The 21,472-nt window shown below is 42.6% G+C and carries 19 protein-coding genes; 7 read left to right on the top strand and 12 right to left on the bottom strand.

From position 1 onward, the window contains the following. Nucleotides 1–20: 20 nt before the first annotated feature. Nucleotides 21–752 carry a RadC family protein gene (gene radC, locus H6G14_RS00450; protein ID WP_190565198.1) on the bottom strand — a complete coding sequence of 244 codons (732 nt, stop codon included), beginning with the start codon at nucleotides 750–752 and terminating at the stop codon, nucleotides 21–23. A 169-nt stretch (nucleotides 753–921) separates the two neighbouring features. Further along, entirely contained in the window at nucleotides 922–1,860 is a 939-nt protein-coding gene (locus tag H6G14_RS00455; protein ID WP_190565444.1) for a phosphoribulokinase, read from the bottom strand. Nucleotides 1,861–2,435: 575 nt separating this feature from the next. Between H6G14_RS00455 and H6G14_RS00460 the strand changes: the two genes are divergently transcribed. Next, a complete protein-coding gene (locus tag H6G14_RS00460) occupies nucleotides 2,436–4,037 on the top strand; it encodes a peptide ligase PGM1-related protein (protein WP_190565199.1) in 1,602 nt (533 codons plus the stop codon). A 14-nt stretch (nucleotides 4,038–4,051) separates the two neighbouring features. On the opposite strand, the gene H6G14_RS34310 is transcribed toward H6G14_RS00460, so the two are convergent. Continuing rightward, a complete protein-coding gene (locus H6G14_RS34310; RefSeq protein WP_422394064.1) occupies nucleotides 4,052–4,216 on the bottom strand; it encodes a DUF4351 domain-containing protein in 165 nt (54 codons plus the stop codon). Beyond that, on the bottom strand, nucleotides 4,201–5,028 hold the full coding sequence (locus tag H6G14_RS00465) for an Rpn family recombination-promoting nuclease/putative transposase (protein WP_422394062.1): 828 nt from the start codon (nucleotides 5,026–5,028) through the stop codon (nucleotides 4,201–4,203). Before H6G14_RS00465 ends, H6G14_RS34310 begins: the two co-directional genes overlap by 16 nt. On the opposite strand from H6G14_RS00465, the gene menB reads away from it, so the two are divergent. Continuing rightward, nucleotides 5,027–5,860 (top strand): 1,4-dihydroxy-2-naphthoyl-CoA synthase, encoded by an 834-nt coding sequence (gene menB / locus H6G14_RS00470; protein ID WP_011317058.1) that lies wholly within the window; start codon nucleotides 5,027–5,029, stop codon nucleotides 5,858–5,860. The genes H6G14_RS00465 and menB overlap by 2 nt on opposite strands. 149 nt (nucleotides 5,861–6,009) lie before the next feature. Here the strand turns inward: menB and H6G14_RS00475 are convergent, their stop codons facing one another. Further along, entirely contained in the window at nucleotides 6,010–6,324 is a 315-nt protein-coding gene (locus H6G14_RS00475) for a hypothetical protein (RefSeq protein ID WP_190565200.1), read from the bottom strand. A 372-nt stretch (nucleotides 6,325–6,696) separates the two neighbouring features. After that, nucleotides 6,697–7,254 carry a DciA family protein gene (locus H6G14_RS00480; RefSeq protein ID WP_190565201.1) on the bottom strand — a complete coding sequence of 186 codons (558 nt, stop codon included), beginning with the start codon at nucleotides 7,252–7,254 and terminating at the stop codon, nucleotides 6,697–6,699. Between the two features lie 393 nt (nucleotides 7,255–7,647). On the opposite strand from H6G14_RS00480, the gene H6G14_RS00485 reads away from it, so the two are divergent. From H6G14_RS00485 to H6G14_RS00505, 5 genes are all read left to right on the top strand, one after another. Then, a complete protein-coding gene (locus tag H6G14_RS00485) occupies nucleotides 7,648–8,967 on the top strand; it encodes a hypothetical protein (protein WP_190565202.1) in 1,320 nt (439 codons plus the stop codon). Between the two features lie 243 nt (nucleotides 8,968–9,210). Further along, a complete protein-coding gene (locus H6G14_RS00490) occupies nucleotides 9,211–9,918 on the top strand; it encodes a PspA/IM30 family protein (protein ID WP_190565203.1) in 708 nt (235 codons plus the stop codon). Nucleotides 9,919–10,080: 162 nt separating this feature from the next. Then, nucleotides 10,081–10,857, top strand: coding sequence for a PspA/IM30 family protein (locus H6G14_RS00495; protein ID WP_190565204.1), 777 nt, complete (start codon nucleotides 10,081–10,083; stop codon nucleotides 10,855–10,857). A gap of 222 nt (nucleotides 10,858–11,079) precedes the next feature. Continuing rightward, a complete protein-coding gene (locus tag H6G14_RS00500) occupies nucleotides 11,080–11,415 on the top strand; it encodes a thioredoxin family protein (RefSeq protein ID WP_190565205.1) in 336 nt (111 codons plus the stop codon). A 73-nt stretch (nucleotides 11,416–11,488) separates the two neighbouring features. Then, complete coding sequence (locus tag H6G14_RS00505) at nucleotides 11,489–12,712, top strand: LL-diaminopimelate aminotransferase (protein ID WP_190565206.1); 1,224 nt, start codon at nucleotides 11,489–11,491, stop codon at nucleotides 12,710–12,712. A gap of 362 nt (nucleotides 12,713–13,074) precedes the next feature. Here H6G14_RS00505 and hetR read toward each other — a convergent pair whose 3' ends face one another. The 6 genes from hetR to H6G14_RS00535 all read right to left on the bottom strand — a co-directional run bounded on the left by hetR (nucleotide 13,075) and on the right by H6G14_RS00535 (nucleotide 21,425). After that, complete coding sequence (hetR, locus tag H6G14_RS00510) at nucleotides 13,075–13,974, bottom strand: heterocyst differentiation master regulator HetR (protein WP_010996495.1); 900 nt, start codon at nucleotides 13,972–13,974, stop codon at nucleotides 13,075–13,077. 949 nt (nucleotides 13,975–14,923) lie between these two features. Then, nucleotides 14,924–17,233 (bottom strand): septal junction formation protein SepJ, encoded by a 2,310-nt coding sequence (gene sepJ, locus H6G14_RS00515; protein WP_190565207.1) that lies wholly within the window; start codon nucleotides 17,231–17,233, stop codon nucleotides 14,924–14,926. A 632-nt stretch (nucleotides 17,234–17,865) separates the two neighbouring features. Next, entirely contained in the window at nucleotides 17,866–19,164 is a 1,299-nt protein-coding gene (locus tag H6G14_RS00520; protein ID WP_199325993.1) for an inorganic phosphate transporter, read from the bottom strand. A 77-nt stretch (nucleotides 19,165–19,241) separates the two neighbouring features. Continuing rightward, on the bottom strand, nucleotides 19,242–20,300 hold the full coding sequence (locus H6G14_RS00525; RefSeq protein WP_190565208.1) for an alcohol dehydrogenase catalytic domain-containing protein: 1,059 nt from the start codon (nucleotides 20,298–20,300) through the stop codon (nucleotides 19,242–19,244). A gap of 55 nt (nucleotides 20,301–20,355) precedes the next feature. Then, nucleotides 20,356–20,913: a PIN domain-containing protein gene (locus H6G14_RS00530; RefSeq protein ID WP_190565209.1), complete on the bottom strand. Its 558-nt coding sequence runs from the start codon at nucleotides 20,911–20,913 to the stop codon at nucleotides 20,356–20,358. A gap of 59 nt (nucleotides 20,914–20,972) precedes the next feature. After that, entirely contained in the window at nucleotides 20,973–21,425 is a 453-nt protein-coding gene (locus H6G14_RS00535) for a helix-turn-helix domain-containing protein (protein WP_190565210.1), read from the bottom strand. Nucleotides 21,426–21,472: the final 47 nt, after the last annotated feature.

A 21,472-nucleotide genomic window follows, 5' to 3' on the forward strand; every position in this document is an offset into this window, starting at 1 on the left:
TACTTACTTGATGTTTGGATTTAATCACCTTGAGGATAGTCATTCCACAAGGTGGTAATTTCCCGTAAACTTTGATGATTACCATTGCCCAAAATCAAATGATCTAACAAGGGAATCCCTAAAAGTTGCGCTCCTGCTAATAATTGGCGCGTCAATTCTATATCTTCTGGGCTGGGTTCCACGTTACCGGAAGGGTGATTGTGGGCAACGATAGTGCGTGTTGCGCCTTGGCGGATGATTTCCCGAAAAATTTCGCGCGGAGAAGCTAAAGTTTCTGTAGCTGTGCCAATGGTAATGACCTGTGTTCCCAGTAAACGATTTTTGACATCTAATAACAATACAGCAAAGCGTTCTTGACTCTGCCACATCAAATCTTGACTCAGCGCCGCCACCGCAGCCACAGGACTATCAATTGGTGTTTTATCTAAGGGACGGAATTGAAAGGTGCGTTTACCCAATTCAACCGCCGCTAATATACTTGTGGCCTTTGCTGGGCCAATTCCGGGGATTTGCATTAACTCAGCCGGAGTAACTTCTCGCAAAACTGCCAATGGGTCACGCTGATTTTTACCCAACTCCTGCAACAGATATTGCCCTAAACCAACGGCTGAGAGTTTGCCAGGCCCTTGACCAGTGCCTAAAAGAATTGCGATTAATTCAGCTGTAGCTAAAACTTTTGGCCCGTGAGTCATTAACCGTTCACGGGGACGCTCATTTGTGGGTATATCAGCAATTCTCAGGCAGTAAGTCATAGGATAACTGGGAAAATAGTTACTGTAGATGCAACTATCTTTAGTTATCCCTTGTTTGCGTTCACAATTACCCTAGCTTGAGAAAATCTTTAATTTTTGCTTTTTCTTTGTGTATTTTAAAGTTGTTGACTGCAAACTGTGAACAGTCAACCATGAAAATAAAAGATTTTTACTGATACATTTGCGTTGCCTTGAGCATATGGTAGGTGATGATTAACTGAGTCAGGGCGAGGGGGTAACTTTGTAGTGTTTCGCCAGTTGTCCCAGCAATCTTGCCGAGTTCTGGGTTGCTTTCGCGATCGCATACACTACTTAAGTAAGGCATATCAGAACAGAGAATATGCTCTAATTTATTTACCTGTTCTAAAGTGGCGTGACCATCAACTTCTAACACATCAACTGGTTTACTCATATCTCTATCCAAACCCAGGCGAATAGCTGACACAGAATTACCATTAGTCAAATTAATAATGGGGGTAAAATCTGGGTGAGGAATGGTAGGACGCAATACTAAACGCACGTTGAGATGTCCATTGCTTTCATCTCCATCCTCATGAGGTGGATAGAAACTGACAACAATATCAGACCATTGTCTTTGGGGACGAATAAATTGTTCTGAATCTGGTTCGCGCTTTTCTAATTCTGCTAAAACTTGTTCGGGAGTGTAGCCACGTTTTTGCGTGTCGCGTTTCACTTTCCATTTAGCACGGAGGTTCTCTGGAGGGGCGAGGTAAACTTTCACATCGTAGCAGTCACGGGCGGCGCGAGTAGAATAACCAAGCAATCCCTCGATAATGACGAATTTATTGGGTTTTATATATTGAGGCGGCTCAAAACTTCCGGTTTTATGACTATAAACTGGTTTAAGAATTGGTTGTCCTGTGCGTAGCAGCGATAGATGCTGCTGCATAATATCCAAATGGTTACAATCGGGGTGGAGGGCGGTAATTCCTATTTCTGCACGTTGTTGGCGATCGTACCGATGGTAATCATCTGTGCAGATGAGTGTAACATTTTCTGGCCCCAGTACTTGAGCAATGCCCCTAGTTAGTGTTGTTTTACCAGCAGCACTATCACCAACAATACCAAGAATTATTGGACGGCTCATCATATCCCCCCGATACAAGTAACTATAGTAATAAATTTTGCAGAGAATGTTTTTTTATTTTAGAAGGGATTGTGTCAAGTCATTTAATTGCACACATTTGTGCAACATCTCTATACATTTAGAAAGAGGATAATTCTTAATTGCTTGCACAATTGCACCTAAATTCCAGTAGTATTTAGGGACTTTATGTTGTAATCAAGTTTTCAACATCTAGAAGTCAGCATAGATAGTATTTTGATATTCTTATTGCCATACTTCAGCATCAATGATCCCTAAGTCAGAATAAATTCAGTCTTTGATATTCCAGCTTCATGCTTTTAATCAAATCAGATTGATGATGACTCAATGATTTTCCTGGGTTCTGGATACTGACTCCTGCATTCTTAAATATGTAAAATACTGGCTAAGTATCAGAAATTTTCCTACTTTTGAGGCATAGCCAATCAAGGTCAATCATACCTACTATGACGGCAGTAGATACAGTCAAGAACTATTGCATAACAGCTATATATGACTTTCTTTGGGATATATAAGAATAATCAGGCAGTATTGGAGAGCAAATGGGGGCAGGGACTATGGTAACGCTAAATCATACAGAATTAGAATCAGTTGATCAGTTTCGTAGTCTGCAATGTACTTTACGCGATCGCTGGAAAACTATCGAGCAATTTGATACTGGTGAAGCGGATATTGTCGTGATTCCTTCCTTAAGTATTGACCAGCGCGAAATTCAAAAAGTTGAAGGTTGCGAACATTATGAAGAAAGATTACTTTTTGCTTTGATGCGGTTACGAAATCCCCGGACAAGATTGATTTATGTAACATCAACTCCATTACATCCCAGCATTATCGATTATTATTTACAACTCCTGCCAGGTATTCCATTTTCTCATGCACGTAATCGCTTGCTACTGCTTTCGACTTATGATTCTTCTCCTAAACCTCTAAGTCAAAAAATCTTAGAACGTCCTCGCTTAATGGAAAGAATTCGGCAAGCCTTGAGGTTAGAAAAATCATTTATAATTTGCTACAACTCGACAGATTTAGAAGCAGAATTATCACTCAAATTAAATGTACCATTGTATGCTGCTGCACCAGATTTGCAGATTTGGGGGACAAAAAGTGGTAGTCGGCAAATCTTTGCAGAAAGCGGTGTACCCCATCCTGATGGGAGTGAACTGGTTTGGCGCTATCAAGATTTAGCCGTAGCGGCTAGTGATTTGTGGGAACGCCAACCTTCCTTAAAACGGATGGTAGTCAAATTAAATGAAGGGATTTCGGGAGAAGGAAACGCCCTGCTAGACTTGCAGCCAATTATGAATGTTGCACCAGGACAAGCATCTACAGCAGAAAGGGTAGCAGCAATTAGCGATCGCTTTTCTTCTCTGCGTTTTCAAGCCAAGCAAGAAAATTGGCAGAACTTTTCGGGACGAATTACCGAATTAGGGGCGATTGTCGAAGCATTTGTGGAAGGGGAAATTAAGCGATCGCCTAGTGTGCAAGGACGAATCACACCCACGGGTGAAGTAGAAATTCTCTCGACTCACGACCAAATTCTTGGCGGCCCAGATGGTCAAATTTATTTGGGTTGTCGCTTCCCGGCTGATGAACGCTATCGCTTGCAATTACAACAGTTAGGTTTACAAGTCGGTAGAAAACTGGCAGAAAAAGGAGCTTTAGAAAGATTTGGGGTAGATTTTATCACCGTTGACCAAGGTAACGGTCAATGGGATATTCAAGCAATTGAAATTAACCTCCGCAAAGGTGGGACAACTCATCCTTTCATGACCTTAAAATTACTGACTAACGGTCGTTATGAGCTATCGACTGGTTTATTTTATAGTCAGCAAGGTCGCCCCAAATACTACATTGCTACAGACAACCTACAAAAAGACCGCTATCGTGGATTGCTACCCAACGATTTAATGGATATCATCGCCCATCATAGATTGCACTTTGATAGCTGTACGGAAACCGGGACGGTGTTTCATCTGATGGGTTGTCTTTCTCAGTTTGGCAAATTGGGATTAACTAGCATTGGTGATTCTCCCCAACAAGCCGAAGATATCTATAACAAAGTTGTCAAAGTTTTGGACGAAGAAACCCGCGTTAATAATAAACAGTTTCCCCTGTTTTCTGATTATACCTTCCCCAATTCCTGGGATGGATATAGTTAATTTGTAATTCCCAATTATCTTGTAGCTTGATTTTGCAACCACCCTACCAAATCGGTGATAGTCGAGAAATCTAACAACGCCTCAGCTAAAGCCTCTAACTGTTCTAGAGATAAAACCTCAATCTGGCGTTGCTGTTCATCGGGAATTGCCCCTACTCGTTTGTTTAATTGTCGGAGAATAAGCGATCGCGCCTCTTCCGTCCCTCTTCCCGTCCCTCTTGTCTTCCTTCGCCTCGTCCTTCTTGTTTCGCTTCTCTATAAACTCTTGTTTCTTCCAACTTTAGTCCCAGCATCGCTTCAATTTCCTCTCGACTTAAGGTAGCAAATTTGTAGACCATAATTGTCGTCACTAAATCTATTATCGCTCGTGACGAAAGGATGTCTACCTCTTGTTGCTGTGCTTGCTTCAGCAAAAACCTTGCTGATTCTACTGCTTCTGTTTCCGGAATGGTCGTCAGCAGCATCAAGCCTAATCCCAATGGTTGTTGTCGCAAATCCCCTAACTCATCAAGATATACCCGCCGCACTTGACCACTTTCTAATAATGCTCTATGAATTGTTGTATTTGAAGGTTCCAGGCTGCGCGAGGCATAAATTATGACTCCAAACCAGTCATCGTAACGAATGGTATGGCGATAGAGAAACAAAAACAATTCGCTAAAAAAGCGATGATATAGGTCGTCATCCTTTTGAAACTGAACTTCAGCAAAGAACACAACCTTAGAAGCTGCATTGGCGGGGGGTAGGAACACGCCATCAATCCGAAATGCTGTTTCTTTGACCTCGACCGATTCAAACTGATATCCAGCAGCTTGTGGGGGTGGTTGGTCTAGTAATTCAAACAGCAAACCGGGAAATTGCTTGAATAATTTGTAAAAGATAGAGTCGCGTCGCATAAACCTAATTGTATAAGCTTGGGGTGCTAAATATTGGCGATCGCAACTCCCCACCTCTGCGATAAAATTCTCAAGCACAACAGCTATAATTCTCATGCAAATCGACTGGCAATCTACCAAAACCTACGAAGATATCCTTTATCACAAAGCTGATGGTATGGCGAAAATTACCATCAACCGTCCGCATAAACGTAATGCTTTTCGCCCCAAAACCGTTTTTGAACTGTATGACGCGTTCTGTGATGCTCGTGAAGATACTAATATTGGCGTAGTTCTATTTACTGGTGCAGGCCCCCATACTGATGGCAAATATGCCTTCTGTTCTGGTGGAGACCAAAGCGTGCGAGGGCAAGCTGGCTATGTAGATGATGCTGGCATTCCTCGATTAAATGTGCTGGATTTACAGCGCCTGATTCGTTCTATGCCAAAGGTGGTGATTGCTTTGGTGGCTGGATATGCGATCGGTGGTGGACACGTCCTACACTTAATTTGTGACCTTACCATCGCTGCTGATAACGCTATTTTTGGGCAGACTGGCCCCAAAGTGGGCAGCTTCGACGGTGGTTTTGGTGCTAGCTATCTTGCCCGAATTGTCGGACAGAAAAAAGCACGAGAAATTTGGTTTCTCTGTCGTCAATATGATGCCCAACAAGCTTTAGAAATGGGTTTAGTAAATTGCGTTGTGCCGATAGAGCAACTAGAAGCAGAAGGAATTAAATGGGCTGGAGAAATTCTAGAAAAAAGCCCCATTGCCATTCGCTGTCTCAAAGCAGCATTTAATGCTGATTGTGATGGACAAGCAGGTTTACAAGAACTAGCTGGTAATGCCACCTTACTTTATTACATGACAGAAGAAGGTGCTGAAGGTAAACAAGCTTTTTTAGAAAAACGTCCACCAAATTTTCGAGACTTTCCTTGGCTACCGTAATCGGGTATTAAAGATTAGGTATTGGGTATTGGAAAAATTAATTAATCACCAGTCCCCAACTCCTAATCCCCAGTCCCCAACTATAAATCTTAAAAGGCAAATCTAAATTCTACGCAGACTGTAAACACAGTCAGGTAATATATGAATGGTTAAATAAGTACTGTCTCAGCTTTTGCTTGTTCAGAAGTAGAGGCAGTTTTCTCCTGACTTACAGCGAAAACAGCATTTTCTACATCACACACCAAAGGTTCAGATTCTACTAACACTGGTGTAGCATCAGGTAAACTCCAAGCATCTTCCAACGTTTCCCAAGAAGGAGCAAAAGGTGGTAACGCTAAAGAGCAAGCTTTCCAACAGGCTTGCACCGGCGCTCCCAGCTGTTGGCACATCCCGCCTCGGCGACCCTCTGGCTTGTAATGGCGACAATATCGACAGGCAGATGTCAAAGAATTAATGGGTTTCATTTGGTTTCATCTTTAGTGCCGTTTAGGGCTGATTTCGTCTCTATATTTTCCTTCTAGATAGAAATACGTATTGATCCCATAACCCGTGATTATATCTAGGTTATAACCCTTTTAACGGCAAAATAAACTTTATTATGTTTTTAGATTTATGTTATATTTTTCAATGTTACTTATAGTGGTTACATATAAATTATCGCCAATAACTTATTGGGGATCAACGGTAAAGATAAAACTTTAGAGGTAGAAGATTTTTTTAATTAAGATGTAATAGCTCCTATCTTAGTCAAGTTATCAGGTATTTTTTAGTAAAAAAGTGAAGTTGCCAACCAGCTTCAATTTTATATAAAAATAGCATTTTTATACAGAAAATAATTACATATTTTTAGGCAACTGCTTAACGCTACAAAACCCACAAACCCCCCAACGCTGGAGTTCGCCTGGTGGTGTAGGGCATTGACATTGAGGACAAAGGGGTAAATTTTGCGATCGCCTCTGCCTTGTCTTCGCCCAATGACCAAAAACCTGATTTACATCTTGATTAACTGCTGTTACTTGACCCTGGTCTTCATTGACATCACCCAAATAACTGGGATGTTGGCTATGTAACGCTATTTGTAGCGCTTTTTCCGGCTGTGGATGGCGTTGCCAACCAGCAGTAGAAAAACGCAAATCTACAATAGGGGTAGATAACTTTTGATTTAACTTTAAAAGTAACGTCTGACGGCTAAATGTCAAATTTTGCGCCCAAGCGGCGCTAGAAGTTGCTACGCGTAAAACATCACGCTGTAGTGATAAAGGTTGAGTTTGGGAAGCAATGGCGCTGCCTACAACTTCTGCCCAAAACTGGCATACTTGCTGAAATGGTTGTTGTTGCCATTTCGCCTGCTTTTCTAGAACACCTAAAATATCATTAACGGATTTAAAAGACATCTTGCCAAATAACAGTCAGAATTAAGCTTATACCAATTCAAAATTCACTCATACCCTTCTCCTATGCAAATACGCTATGCGTAGCTTGCTTCCCCGTAGGGGTAAGGGTTCTCCGCAGGAGTACAAAATACAAAATTAAGAATCAAGACAGGACAAGCATTTAGGGCTTTATATCCGTCGCCTTCTTTTTTCAAATTGGTATTAGTTCTGGGATCTATACTAATAGACAATTTTCTTTAGCATTGCTACAAAACTAGCATCTCGTCGAGAAGATGAGACTGCCCTTCCTGACAGAGATGTTACGCGAACACCACATAACTGGCTGAACTTTTCCAGATAAATTTTGAATTGTTAATTACCCACTCCCCCCTAAAAAAATGAGGTGTAGAGACAATGAGTCAAAAACCCCTGATAGATTCTAGTACTGGACTAAAACAACCATTGGTTGCGGCACTAGCGAGTTTGGAAGTGCAGTTAGAACAAGAATTAGCTCGTTATCGGCGTACACGTATGGGAATAAGGGCAAACAGTCCATCTCGTGTGAATAGTTATGCTCATAATTATCCTCAAGAGTTGACCGACAAGAATGCCACAATGGCACATACTCAACCATTGACAGTAGAAAATAAATCCCAGGCAAAACCTTTATCTCTGGCCGCAAGCCCTGAGGAGAAAACAGCCTCAATTATTATCAAGTCAAATGTTCAGGACAAAAACCCAACACCAAATGCGGAAAATCTTCCCTCTCCTGCACGCCTAAATCCTTACACTCCTACAACTGTCGCCAAAACAGAAACACCAAATAAAGATCCACTACACACCACACCTGAAGGCAATACACAAATTCCTTTACCTCCAGCTAACTCCACCGACACCAGCAGTATAATACCGGCGATCGCTCAAGGTAGTCAAAGCGAAAAACTCTTAGCCAATGATACTCCTGCCCAGCCCAATGACTATTTAGAATCCAGTGAAGCATTACTGCGGAGTCTCACAGATGAACAGTCGGAAACTAGCCAACCAAACAACTCTAGCGATAGCCTGCTATCACCTTTAGGCATTGGTTCCATATTGCTGTTATTAGTAGCAAGCCTGACCTTAGGGTACGTCGTTTTCAATCCCAAAACCTTACCCCAGCTAAATTTCAGCAGATTATTTAACGGTAATTCTTCTCCTACTACCGAAAATACCCCAGAAGTTGCCAATAATCCCCCAAGTCAATCGCAAACAGAACTTACTTCTATTCCTAAGTATCCCGACTTAACCGCTAGAGAGTTTCCAGAGTTGAGAAATCCTCTTGATGTAGTTGGCTTACAACCTAAAGTACAACCAACACCCATCGCCCCCGCCAACACCCTTCCTATCCAGCCGCCAGTTATACCTCCTGCTTCCAACCCCTTACCAGAGGCGCAACCTTTACCTGCCTTAGATGCCTCATCAACTCCCCGCCTACAACCCTTACCCCAAGGGACAGCAACTCTCCCCCCAGCTAGCAACCAAATCAAACCATCAACAGATGGACTGTACCATATAGTGGTAGACAATCAAGGGTCTAATGCCTTGAGCGCTGCCCGCCAAGTAGTTCCAGATGCTTACTTATCCAGAAACAGCACATTAATCTATCTAGCTACGGTCAAGACAAAAGAAGAGGCAGAACAAAGGTTAAAACAGTTACAGGCTAAGGGAATTAAAGCACGCCTACAGCAGCCATAGGTTGCAAAAATTTACGATACGATTAAGGAATGGGGGACAAAAAAGACTGGATATGAGGTGTGGGGCATTTTTTCGTGCTAACGCCAGCAAAACTCAAACGTGATGCCTCTAGCTTATCTACCAATTGTGCTTGCACGCTTCTACAAAATTAACTTCTGGAATTTTGTTGGTGCAAGTTTTACTGTAGGCTAGGCAAAAATTTCCCTGTTGGGGTTGACTGGCAAAAATGAATGGAGAGCCGAAATGGAATTGATTAAGCGTATCCAAAGGGTGATTAGCGCTAACTTCAATAGTGTAGTGGCCAGTAAAGAAGATCCAGAAAAAATTCTGGAACAAGCTGTCATGGAAATGCAGGATAACTTGCTGCAATTGCGACAGGGAGTAGCACAGGCGATCGCCACCCAAAAACGCACTGAACGCCAAGCCGCATCTGCCCAGTCCACCGCAGAAGAATGGTATCGCCGCGCTCAATTAGCACTACAACAAGGTAATGAACCTCTGGCGAGAGAAGCCTTGACCAAACGCCAGTCTTATGTAGATGCGGGTAAGACCTTCTCAAGTCAAATAGGAGAGCAAATCGAGATAGTAGATAGACTAAAAAAAGATATGCGCTCACTAGAGTTAAAAATTGCCGAAGCGAAGACTAAAAAAGATATGTATATCGCTCGCGCTCGTTCAGCCGAAGCATCCTACAAACTTCAAGAAATGTTAAGTGGAGGATCAGCCACTAGCAGCTTGAATGCTTTTGAGCGGATGGAGGAAAAAGTTTTGCAAATAGAAGCAAAATCAGAACTCATCACTCAAATGGGTAGCGACGACTTGCAAAAACAATTCGATTCTCTAGAAGCGGCTAATGATGTTGATAGTCAACTAGCGGCAATGAAAACACAAGCCTTAAATGGGGGAGAAAATACCCCTCAGCAGCAACTACCTCAAGGCGAAAACTATTAAAATTTAGTTAATTACCAACTCTAGGATATATCTTAACAATTAACGGGTGTCGGGACTGACTGAAGCCAACCGGAAAGATTACATTGAAAGTGGAAGCTATTAAATAGTAAAAAAGCGAACTAATCAACCAAGCGCGTAAACTCCAAAAGGAAAAACAAAGTTATGGGATTATTTGACCGTATTAAGCGAGTAGTCAGTGCTAACCTCAATGATTTAGTCAATAAGGCCGAAGATCCAGAAAAAATGCTGGAGCAAGCCATCCTGGAAATGCAGGAAGACTTGGTGCAGTTACGTCAAGGGGTGGCTCAAGCGATCGCCGCCCAAAAACGTACAGACAAACAATATACTGATGCCCAAAATGAAATTAGTAAGTGGCAACGTAATGCCCAATTAGCATTGCAAAAAGGTGACGAGAACCTAGCCAGACAAGCCCTAGAGCGGAAAAAGACTTATACCGAAACCAGCACAGCCTTAAAAACCAGCCTAGATCAACAAAGTACTCAAGTTGAAACCCTCAAGCGCAACTTAATCCAGCTAGAAAGCAAGATTTCTGAAGCCAAAACCAAGAAAGAAATGCTCAAAGCGCGGATTACCACCGCCAAAGCCCAAGAGCAACTGGAAGGGATGGTACGTGGTATGAATAGCAGCAGTGCTATGGCTGCCTTTGAGCGCATGGAAGAAAAAGTCTTGATGCAGGAAGCCCGCGCCCAATCAGCAGCAGAGTTAGCCGGAGCAGATTTAGAAACCCAATTTGCCCGTTTAGAATCTAGCAGCGATGTTGATGATGAATTGGCAGCCCTGAAAGCCTCCTTAGCCCCTGCACCAGAACAAAACCTACTACCCCCACAACAACAAGAACAACAATCCACTGCACCTAAATCTAAAGAGGTTGTTGATTCCGACTTGGAAGCTCTACGCAAGGAATTGGACAAGTTGTAAGATTTGCAGCCCAACAAATTTTAGTTAGTCCCACGCCTCTCGGTTGTGGGATTTTTAATCATTATCAGACAATTGTACAGACGCGATTAATCGCGTTTATAACAATTGTACAGACGCGATTAATCGCGTCTCTATCAAATTACAACTGACAACTAACTCCCAGTTTGAGATACAGTAATTTGTGTGCCAACTTTGTATCGATGCCAACTAATGGAGACTGCAATGAATAAGGGTGTAATCACCATAACTGATGCTGAGTTTGAAAGCGAAGTGTTGAAAGCCGAGCAGCCTGTATTAGTTTATTTCTGGGCTTCTTGGTGTGGCCCGTGCCAGTTGATGTCACCACTGATTAATTTAGCGGCTAATACCTACAGCGATCGCTTGAAAGTTGTCAAACTAGAAATTGATCCCAATCCCACAACTGTCAAAAAATACAAGGTAGAAGGCGTACCAGCCCTCAGATTAGTAAAAGGAGAAGAACTAATAGACTCTATCGAAGGAGCGATTAGTAAAAATAAATTACTCAGTTTCCTAGATACGCATTTAAATAATAATTAGTCCATAGTCCATAGTCCATAGTCCATAAGTAACGACCATCGACTATTGACTATTGACTACTGACTAATGACCAATGACTAATATGCAATTCTCACAGCGTTTACAACCTCTGCAATCTAATGTCTTTGCTGATATGGATAAGGCTAAGGCCTTGGCTTTAGCAGCAGGGAAAGAATTAATTGATTTGTCTCTGGGATCTTCTGATTTGCCAGCTGAGGCTCATGTGATTGAAGCGATCGCTAAATCTTTATATGATCCCAGTACCCACGGCTATTTACTTTTTAATGGCACAAGAGATTTTCGCCAAGCCGCAGCTAACTGGTATGAACAAAAATTTGGAGTCAAAGTCGATCCCGAAACAGAAGTGCTGCCTTTAATTGGTTCTCAGGAAGGTACTGCTCATTTACCTCTGGCATTGCTAAATCCTGGAGATTTTGCTTTACTACTGGATCCCGGCTACCCTTCCCATGCTGGGGGAGTTTACTTAGCTAGTGGGCAAATTTACCCAATGCCATTAAAGGCAGAAAATGATTTTTTACCTGTGTTTGCTGATATCCCGACGGATGTCTTGGATCGCTCACGAATGATGGTGTTAAGCTATCCTCACAATCCCACAGCAGCGATCGCACCTTTATCTTTTTTTAAGGAAGCTGTGGCTTTTTGTCAGGAACATAACATTGCATTGGTGCATGATTTTCCTTATGTGGATATGGTGTTTGAGGATGCTGGGAACTTGGATATAAATCTTCCCCAATCCCCAATCCCTAATCACCGATCCCTAGTCCCTTCAATTCTCCAAGCTGACCCAGATAAAAGTGTTTCTATTGAATTTTTCACTCTTTCTAAGTCCTACAATATGGGTGGCTTTCGCATTGGTTATGCCATTGGTAATGCCCAGATGATTCAGGCTTTACGCCAAATCAAAGCAGCAGTTGATTTTAATCAATATCGGGGAATTTTAAACGGAGCGATCGCCGCTCTGACTGGCCCGCAAGCAGGCGTAGAAGTTGCTGTGTCAACCTTTCGCCAACGTCGTGATGCCTTTATTCATGCTCTACACCACATTGGTTGGTATGTTCCCACTCCCAAAGCCACTATGTATATCTGGGCAAAATTACCATCCTCTTGGGGTCAAAATTCCATAGAATTTTGTACACAGTTAGTCAAACAAACTGGTGTAGCGGCTTCTCCTGGTGCTGGCTTTGGCAAATCTGGTGAAGGATATGTGCGCTTTGCCCTCGTCCATGAACCATCTATCTTAAAAATTGCTGTTGAAAGAATTAGTAATTTTCTCTAATCTAGCCTAAGTAATAGTTATAGCTATTGACAGGCTTGAAAGCCTCGTTTTATAAGGGTTTTATCTTAAATTGATGTCCTAATCTATCTGGCGACGGCTATATCAATCAACCTAAAATTGTGACAAACAGGACATCCGCACGCGATAGGCTGCTTTTAACTTCCCCGTAACGACTCTTGTCGCGTTGGCTGAATTCTTGCTACATCAGGGAGTAAATCCTGAATTTTCAACAGTTAAAACTGCCCATCGCTGCTGTGTCATCTGCCATGCCAAGTATTTAATTTAGTTTGCCGAGTCATTTGTCATCACTAGCAGAAGTTTCTTACTGAAACATGACTAGTACTTTTATTCACTCTGGGTGCTTAATCTTCTTTTCTACCAAACACCATTTGTAGAATCATAGGGATACCACCTACTTGGTGATATTTATCAGCCCAGGTACGGATAATTTCATCCAATTCCTGCATGGCTTCATCCCAACGCTCTGGTGGCACATCTAGTTCTTCTAAGGCTCGCATAGCGTTTGGTCGCTTTTCTGCCCAGTCTTTCATCATGCGGAAATACCGAGCGGTATCTTCCACCATGATATAAGTACGCTCTTGGTCGTCTGCTGGGGCATAGAAGGGGCGAGTCAGGGCATAGAAGGGCATTCCCCAAGGAGAATCAATTCTTGTCACCGTGCCAGAGTAGAGGAGACGACGCTTGATATGCTCTGCTAGGGCTTCGCTTAACTCCATGCGGTGTTCTGGGGGCAAATCTTCTTGCGATCGCTTGTGGAGGAACTCGATCAACTCCAAAAACTCAAAGGAAGTAACTAACTGAGCGTCGGGAAGATTGCTAGGTAACTTATGCTCAATTTGTCTTTTTTCTTCACTTGTGAGACTTGTACCGGGAATGCGCGATCGCCCTGGTATCCAAGGGTACTGTTCCATCCAGACGTAGGGGAACTGAATCAAATACCGAGGTTCTTGGGAACCTAAGGTCTTGAGCAGTTTGCCCTCCATCAGGGCTTGTCTGACTTCCTCTACGATGATTTTGACCCGTTTTGGCTCTAGGTGGTGCAAATGTCCGGTCATCCGGAGGTTTTGTCCTTGCTCTAGATAAGTCATGTAAATGGCACACTTAGCCGCCGTTGCTGCTGCATCTAAGAATGCTCCATGCCTATGCCCGCTCGTCCTCATGGCGCTAAAAGCCAGATATAGCATGATCTGATCCATTGCACTGGGGCCAAGACGCTTGATCAGATCGATGTCGTTACTCATATTACAAATAGTTGAATAGCACGCTTATTAGTCTAAAAAAGTAGTTGGTATACACCCATAGGGGGGTGAGATTGTGACACCAAAATGTTTATGATGTTTTAAATAAAAGTCGATTAATGGTCAAGATGCTCATTCCTCCGTAATTTATGGCATATAACTAGCAACAGTGTTGTTACTAGACGTGCTTGTATCTTACCGAAAAATCACAAAATAACTGCCAGAATTTCCTCATTTATAACATTTGTCAATTACTGGCGAACTTTATGGTTCTAATAAGTAACCTACAAGGACTTTCCCTATTATCCGGAACTTATCTGCTCTTTAATAGCGTCAATAAGTTTGCTATTTTTAACACTTTTTGGCTGCACCCGGATCTGGGAGATAGCAACACAACGGCCAATTATGGGAGACCTTAGTCGCACAATCTCTCCTTGAGGTGACCACTATATTCCTGGATAATTTCACCCAGATGCTGACCGATTATTGCCGGAAATAACAGGGAGTGATCTTTTGAAAAAGTCACCTGCCCACTGCACCAAACTCACTAACGCCCATTGAATCAATAGAGCGTTCTTATCTGCCGAGCTGCTGACAAGTTTCTTTGCTCTTGTGGCAGTGTAGGTCGTTGGCTGGAGGGAAAATTATAGACCGTTAAACAACACAGGTAATTCCAAATTAGCAATACCTTTTATTTCCTCACAACATAATATTCTATATTTATCTGTCATATTATTAAAATTGCATGAATTAATCTACTCTTAACTTTTCTTTTGCTAAAAATTTCCAGGCTTGATGAATAACCAATGGTTTTTCCATAGAAAAATCAAGGTTTGCTGACATTAAGGAGTTTTGACTACTGAGTCAGAAGTCCAGAGTCGTTAATTATTCTCTTCCTGCCACCTCAGTGACCAAACATTTGTTTTATTTATAAGTCCCTTATAATCAGGGTTTACCCCTCCACATTGGCAGGTTTGTTGGGATTTTGTATTTTACCTACACCAAAAGCAATTGCCCCAAAAGTGACGAATAAAACTCCGAATATCTGGGCAATATTTAAAGTTTCTTGAAGTATCAAACCAGCAAAAATTACGGTCAAAATAGGTACGCTGGCGCTAATAATAGCTGACCGCAACCCACCTAATTTATTGATCCCAATATGGCTGAATACATAGCTCAATAGAGTTAAAGCACCCAAAATAAAAGCACTTAACACAATTTCAAGTAACTTAGAAGGGTCAACAACTAAGCTCCAATTTTCTGGTAACGGTATCATCAAGAAGATAAAACTCAAACCCAACATAGTAATGAAGTTAATCAAAGACAAAGATACTGGATGGACTTTAGCGGCACATACACGGGTCAGTATGAGGTAACAAGCAAAGGCTGTACCAGCGAGAATTGCGGTGATGCTACCAAGGGGACTAGTTCCTATACCAGTGCTGGTTGCTCCCGCAAAAACTAACACCTCGCCACAGAAAATAGAGCCGATCGCACTAGCGCGAAATACACCAGGGCGATCGCGGAACAGAAGCCAGGATAATACCCCATTAATCAGTGGATAAACGAAGAAAAGGGCGATCGCCACTCCGGTGGAGACTTGACCAATGGCCAGATAAATCAAAACTTGCGATAAAAACAAAAAGCAGCCACTAGCAAACATTAACTGGACAACTCTCTGGGGCTGAGAACGACTTCCAGGCTGATTATTGCCTAATGATTGCTTCAGGTTTTGCAGATCCTGCCACACTTGCGGATACATCATGGGTGCTAAAAGGATCATTAGTGGTACAACTACCATCAACCGCAAAGTCAGAATTAACATAATATTTCCCAAGGTCGGCGAGATTAATCCCGCCACTTCCAGCATTGCGGAGAGTTGAGAAGTTTTATAGAACATCCCCTTCAGGACTACGTTGTATAACGCTGTCATCACCGTGGACAACACCACCAACAAAAAACCCACTTGGACTGGGGACAGATTTGATGATTTACGTGATCTTGATGAGGAAGGTGTTGATCCCCGTCTGACTACCGATGCAGGTGGAGGAGTTGAAGCTTTACTTGCCGATGAATCTCGACTGAGTACAGAAACTGGCTCAGGAGGTTTTTCGGAAGAGGGTGAGAACTTGGTTTTACTCGTAGAAATTGGCTCAGGAGGTTTTTCGGAAGAGGGTGAGAACTTCGTTTTACTCGTAGAAATTGGCTCAGGGGGTTTTTCTGAGGAGGGTGAGAACTTTGTTTTACTTGTAGAAATCGGCTCAGGAGGTTTTTCTGGAGTTGGTGGAGATTTAGCCGCACCCGCAGATAATTCTCTGTTAATTACAGAACTGGGTTCAGCAGCTTTTTCCTGAACTGATTGTAATTTCGTCTCGCTGTCTGGTGACACCTTGGGGATCACAGACTGTGGCTCTGGGCGTGTTTCCTGGGGTGGTGGAACTATTGGTACTGGTATTGATTTCTCAGGAGGAGTAATACTAACCGATGGCTTGGTAGTGCTAGTTTCCTCTACTGGTGTAGATGCTTGTAAAGGATTGGGTGATGGTTGATCAGGAAATTGCAATACCGTAGGTGGTGATAAATTCACTACCACCGGAGAGCTTGGGGATTGTAGTTCTGGAGGCTGCAACACCGTTGGCGGGGATAGTTGGGGCGTTGCTGTTGATGTTTCTTGGATCGCTCTTGTCAGTTCTCCACGTAGACGATCAATTAACTCTTCGACAATTGTTTCTCCTTGCTGCTGTTGGTTATACATTCGAGACAACTGCTGGGAGAGATTACTTTGGTAGTTTTTGAGTTCTTGCTGGAGAGAATTAAAGGCGATCGTCAGGTTATCGTCTAGACTACCCAACATTTTTTCTACCTGCTCGTTGTTCTCAATAGCAGGGCCGATGCTTTGGGCTGACTTGAGAGCAGCTATTTGGCTCTCTGTTTGGTTGGCTATTTTTGCTAGTGATGATTGCAGTTGAGAACAGATGTGCTTGGCTAAAGCTTCTGACAATTGACGGATTAATACTTGCTGCTCTGTAATCCGCCGTACCTCTTGTAAATGTTCTTTTTCTTCAATTAGCTGCTGAACTTCATCTGTTAAACGGTCTTTTTCTGTCTGTAGTTTTTTGATTTCTTCCTGAAATGATCTGAGGACATTCTGCTGTAGACTTTCTAAATCTTCCACAACAGCCCATAGAGCTGTTTCTGCTGCCCTGGATAACTCACCTCGGACTCGCGGGTCGTTGTCTGGTCGCTTCTCAAATCGCCCCATTAGCTTCTAACCTCTATACACCTTGACGATACAGCTGCTGCCTGTAAATTTGCGTGGCGCTCACTCTAATTTCCTGTATTTTTTCAGATAAACTCAAGAATCTTAACAGGACTTACGGATAACAACGTCATTTTGTCATGACCAACCCAAGGTTGGCAAAGCATATAATGTGACTCACAGCTTACTAAAACACGTTTCCTTCAATCTCATGGGCTGCATTGCATCAGCCCGATTTCAGTCTTTGTATCCGAGTGAGATTTTATCTTAAGAAAACAACTCACTAAATATAAATACTTGTTATTTTTGTGGCAACAGTAATTTATCAAGTTCTGCAATTGGATACTTGGCAACAAAAAAGCGGGTGCAGTTGTAATATTTATATGTAGATTTATGCAGAATGTAGATGTAATAACCGTTTATAAATTCAATATGGGGCTGATGCTGCGCGTTTTGCCAAAATTAAAGTTATTCCCTAGACAACATTTTAATAAATTACCTGCCATTTTGCCAAAATACTTCTAGCAGATATTCGATATGGTTTTTGTGGGCGATGCCCACCCTACAGATACTTAGATATTTTCAATAATCAAATCGGATTCCTATATTTAAGTCATATTTCAGAATATTTTCAATTAAACAAAGAAAATCCGAGCAATGCTAAAGATAGCAGCGCTGAGGACTGCACTGACAGGCACTGTTACTAGCCAGGCGGTGGCAATACCCTGGAGAGTCTGAAATTTAACTGAATCGAGGCTCTGCACTAGTCCTATACCCACTACACCACCCACAAGGGCGTGAGACGTGGAGACTGGTAAACCCATGCGAGATGCAAGTAAGATAGTGGTGGCGGTTGCGATTTCGGCACAAAATCCACTACTGGGTTGTAAAGCAATAATGTTTTCGCCGATTGTGGCAATAACTTTTTCACCCCAAACAGCTAAACCACCAACAATCCCTACGCCACCCAGAACTAAAATCCACAAGGGAACAGTGATCCCATCACTAGGGACTTGACCAGTTTGATTGATATAAACGATCGCTGCCAAAGGAGCGATCGCATTACCCACATCATTAGAACCATGTGCAAACGCTACAAAGCAAGCACTCAGGACTTGGAAGCGGGCAAATATGCTTTCGATGGGATTGTTGACGGTTGACGGTTGACGGTTGACGGTTGACGGTTGGCTGGGGATTTTTTCCCCTGCCTCCTCTAGCTGTCGCCAACTGATTAGTGTCAATGCTACTGCGGCAAATGCACCTGTGATGAGGGGGATATCGTGGTGGGGGATGTTGACACCGAATTGGTTGATGAGGAAATTGGTTAGGGGTTGAGTTAGGGAAGGGAGGACAATTACGCCAAATACTCCTAGAAGAACTGCACTTAACCAGGGAATCCACTCTTTGAGTTGGGATACTTGGTTTGGTTGTTCTAAAATCCAGTGTTTAATTTGACTATAGAATAAAGCGGCGATCGCTCCACTAATCACTGGGGTGAAAATCCAACCGATAGTAATTAGTCCAATGGATGACCAATCAATGGCATTTACTCCCAAAGCCACCCAACTAAAGCCAGCGATCGCACCTACAACTGCATGAGAAGAAGATACAGGTAAACCACGGGAGGTGGCAATTTGCAACCATAAACCACAAGAAATTAATACTGTCATCATGCCAGTAACTAAAACTTGAGGTGTTGCTGCAAATAAGTTAGGGTTTGCAACCTTCGTTGCTAGGGTTTCTGTTACACCATGTCCAAACAAGACAGCGCCAGTGAACTCCAACACCCCGGCTATGATGATCGCCTGCTTCAGACTAATAGCTTTGGAACCAACAGAAGTTCCCATCGCATTAGCGACATCGTTAGCTCCCAGATTCCAGGCTACATAAAAGGCTAGTAGAGCAACTAAAAGTAATGTGATTGGTATTTCCATATTGACGAAGGGGCAAAAGATAGAACAACACAGACATGGGACAGAGGGAAAAATCCCCAATCCCCAGTCCCCAGTCCTTAATCCCCAATTTTCGGATAAATCAGAATTTTGTAAGTTTCTGGTGTGGGGGCGATCGCTTGATCTACTGCTGCTGATAAATCTTTTAGGGGATAGCGATCGCTAATTAATGCTTGCACATCGATCCGACGATTAAAGACGATATCAGCTGAGAGATTTTGTAAGCGATAAGATGAACTGTAGCTGCCCATCAGGTCGATTTCTCGACGGTAGAGAATATTTGGGTTAATGGGAATTTCTAATTCGTCGGGAAATTCAGCAAAAAATAAAATTTTGCCGCCTTTTCTCGTACATTCTAGGGCTTGAAAGAAAGCTTTTTCACTGGGGACAGCCAGTAAGGTGACATCAACACCTAATCCATTGGTGAGGGCGTGAATTTTGGCTGGTAAATCGGGATCACGGGCATCAAATGCGGCTTCTGCACCGACATTGAGGGCTTTTTCTATTCTTGATGGTAGCAAATCGGTGGCGATCGCTTTTGCTCCGAAATATTTCACCAACATAACAAACATCAAGCCAATCGGCCCTGCACCAGTTACTAGAACAGTCTGTCCTGGGGCAATCTGGGCTTTTTTAACTGCTTTTAAGCAACAGTTTGTAGGTTCAACAAAACTCGCTTCTTCAAAACTGATCCCGTCAGGAATGGGGATTAAGCCGCCATTCTCTACAATATGACCAGGAACCTTCACATACTCTGCAAAGCCACCGCCACTGGCATTAAATCCGGCGGTGGTGGAGATGTTTTTATAAACATCACACATGGAAAAATTATCATTCATACAATAGGCACAACGCATACAAGGAATGTGGTGCATCACCGCCACCCGTTGTCCTACTTGCCAACCTTTTACTTGCGAACCCACTGCGGCTATATTCCCGGCTGTTTCATGACCAAAGATGCGTGGTGGTTCATAAAGTGGATAACGAATTTTTTTAATATCTGACTGACACAAACCGACGACTTGCACCTGTACCAGCACTTCATCTGGTTCCAGTGTCGGTAGGGGGATCTCTTCGTAAGAGAGTTGATTTACACCTCGAAATACCTGTGCTTTCACGTTGGTTTTCCACTACTCAACGTTACTAGATTTAACATTAGTCGTCCACGTTCAGCTATAAGGTTTCAGATTTATCAGACAAAACATTACGCACAAAATCTGGCACTTCTCTACCTAGTAAGTCCAGTAGTTCTGTAAAACTCATTGGTGGCTTTCTGAGGCTTTGTGATTGTCTTTGCAATACTTTCACCATTTTTTCCGGGTCGATGTTGTACAAATTAGTCAAAAATTCATCTGGAGACTGTGCTTCTATATTCCAAGGAGCTAGATTCTGCTGTTGAAAATGCTTAAGATTGGAGGTGACAATTATATCAGCCCTAGCTAATACAGCAGTCGCAAGTACATGGCGATCGCCAGGATGATTGGTCATCACTTGAGTTAATTCATCAGGTACAACAACCATTGCATCTGGAAAAGCTGCTTTCATTCTTGCCTCAAGTCTTTTTGAGCTTTCCAGTGACATTCTCCCTGTGGAAACAAGATTACGAGTTGTACCATCAAGAATTGCTTGCGACCAAAAGGGTAAGTAAAAACTAGCTTCAGATGCACAGAGTAGGGTATCCCGTAAATACATGGGGAAAAGTACGCAGGAATCTAGTACAGCACTTAACATTTATTGATACTATGGGGGTCAAATCAAATCTATCCAATGAACCTGTAATTACAGAACCCCTACTCATAAAAGCCTAGTTCTTGACTTTCGGCGATTAATTCATCGAGTGATTTTCTACGCTCAGTATCTCGCTTCTGTTTGTATTTCATCAAATCCTCAAACTTTACACGCCGATGTGTTCCCACCATCATGTAAGGAATTTCGCCTTGCTCTAATAATTTAATGAGATAGGGGCGCGATACATTGAGCAAATCTGCTGCTTGTTGAGTCGTTAGTTCTTTGTTTTGAGTAATTATGGATACAGCTTTACCTAAAGCCATTGCCTGAACAACTTGACGCAACACCTGATAAACCGAGTCAGGAATAGTAATTGCTTCTTGGTTGCCTCCTATTAACTTTGGTTTAAATTCTTTGATGTTAAGTAGACGCTCTATTTCTTTAATGTCTGAAGCTTCTTGTTCTTGAGCCATCACTGACTCTAAAGGCTGGTTATGCCTGGGTACGATGGTCATGGTGGTGAACTCTCAAAATCAGGTATCTACAGATATATATATGATAT

It is taken from the genome of Nostoc parmelioides FACHB-3921, from assembly GCF_014696625.1.
Lineage (GTDB): Bacteria > Cyanobacteriota > Cyanobacteriia > Cyanobacteriales > Nostocaceae > Trichormus > Trichormus parmelioides.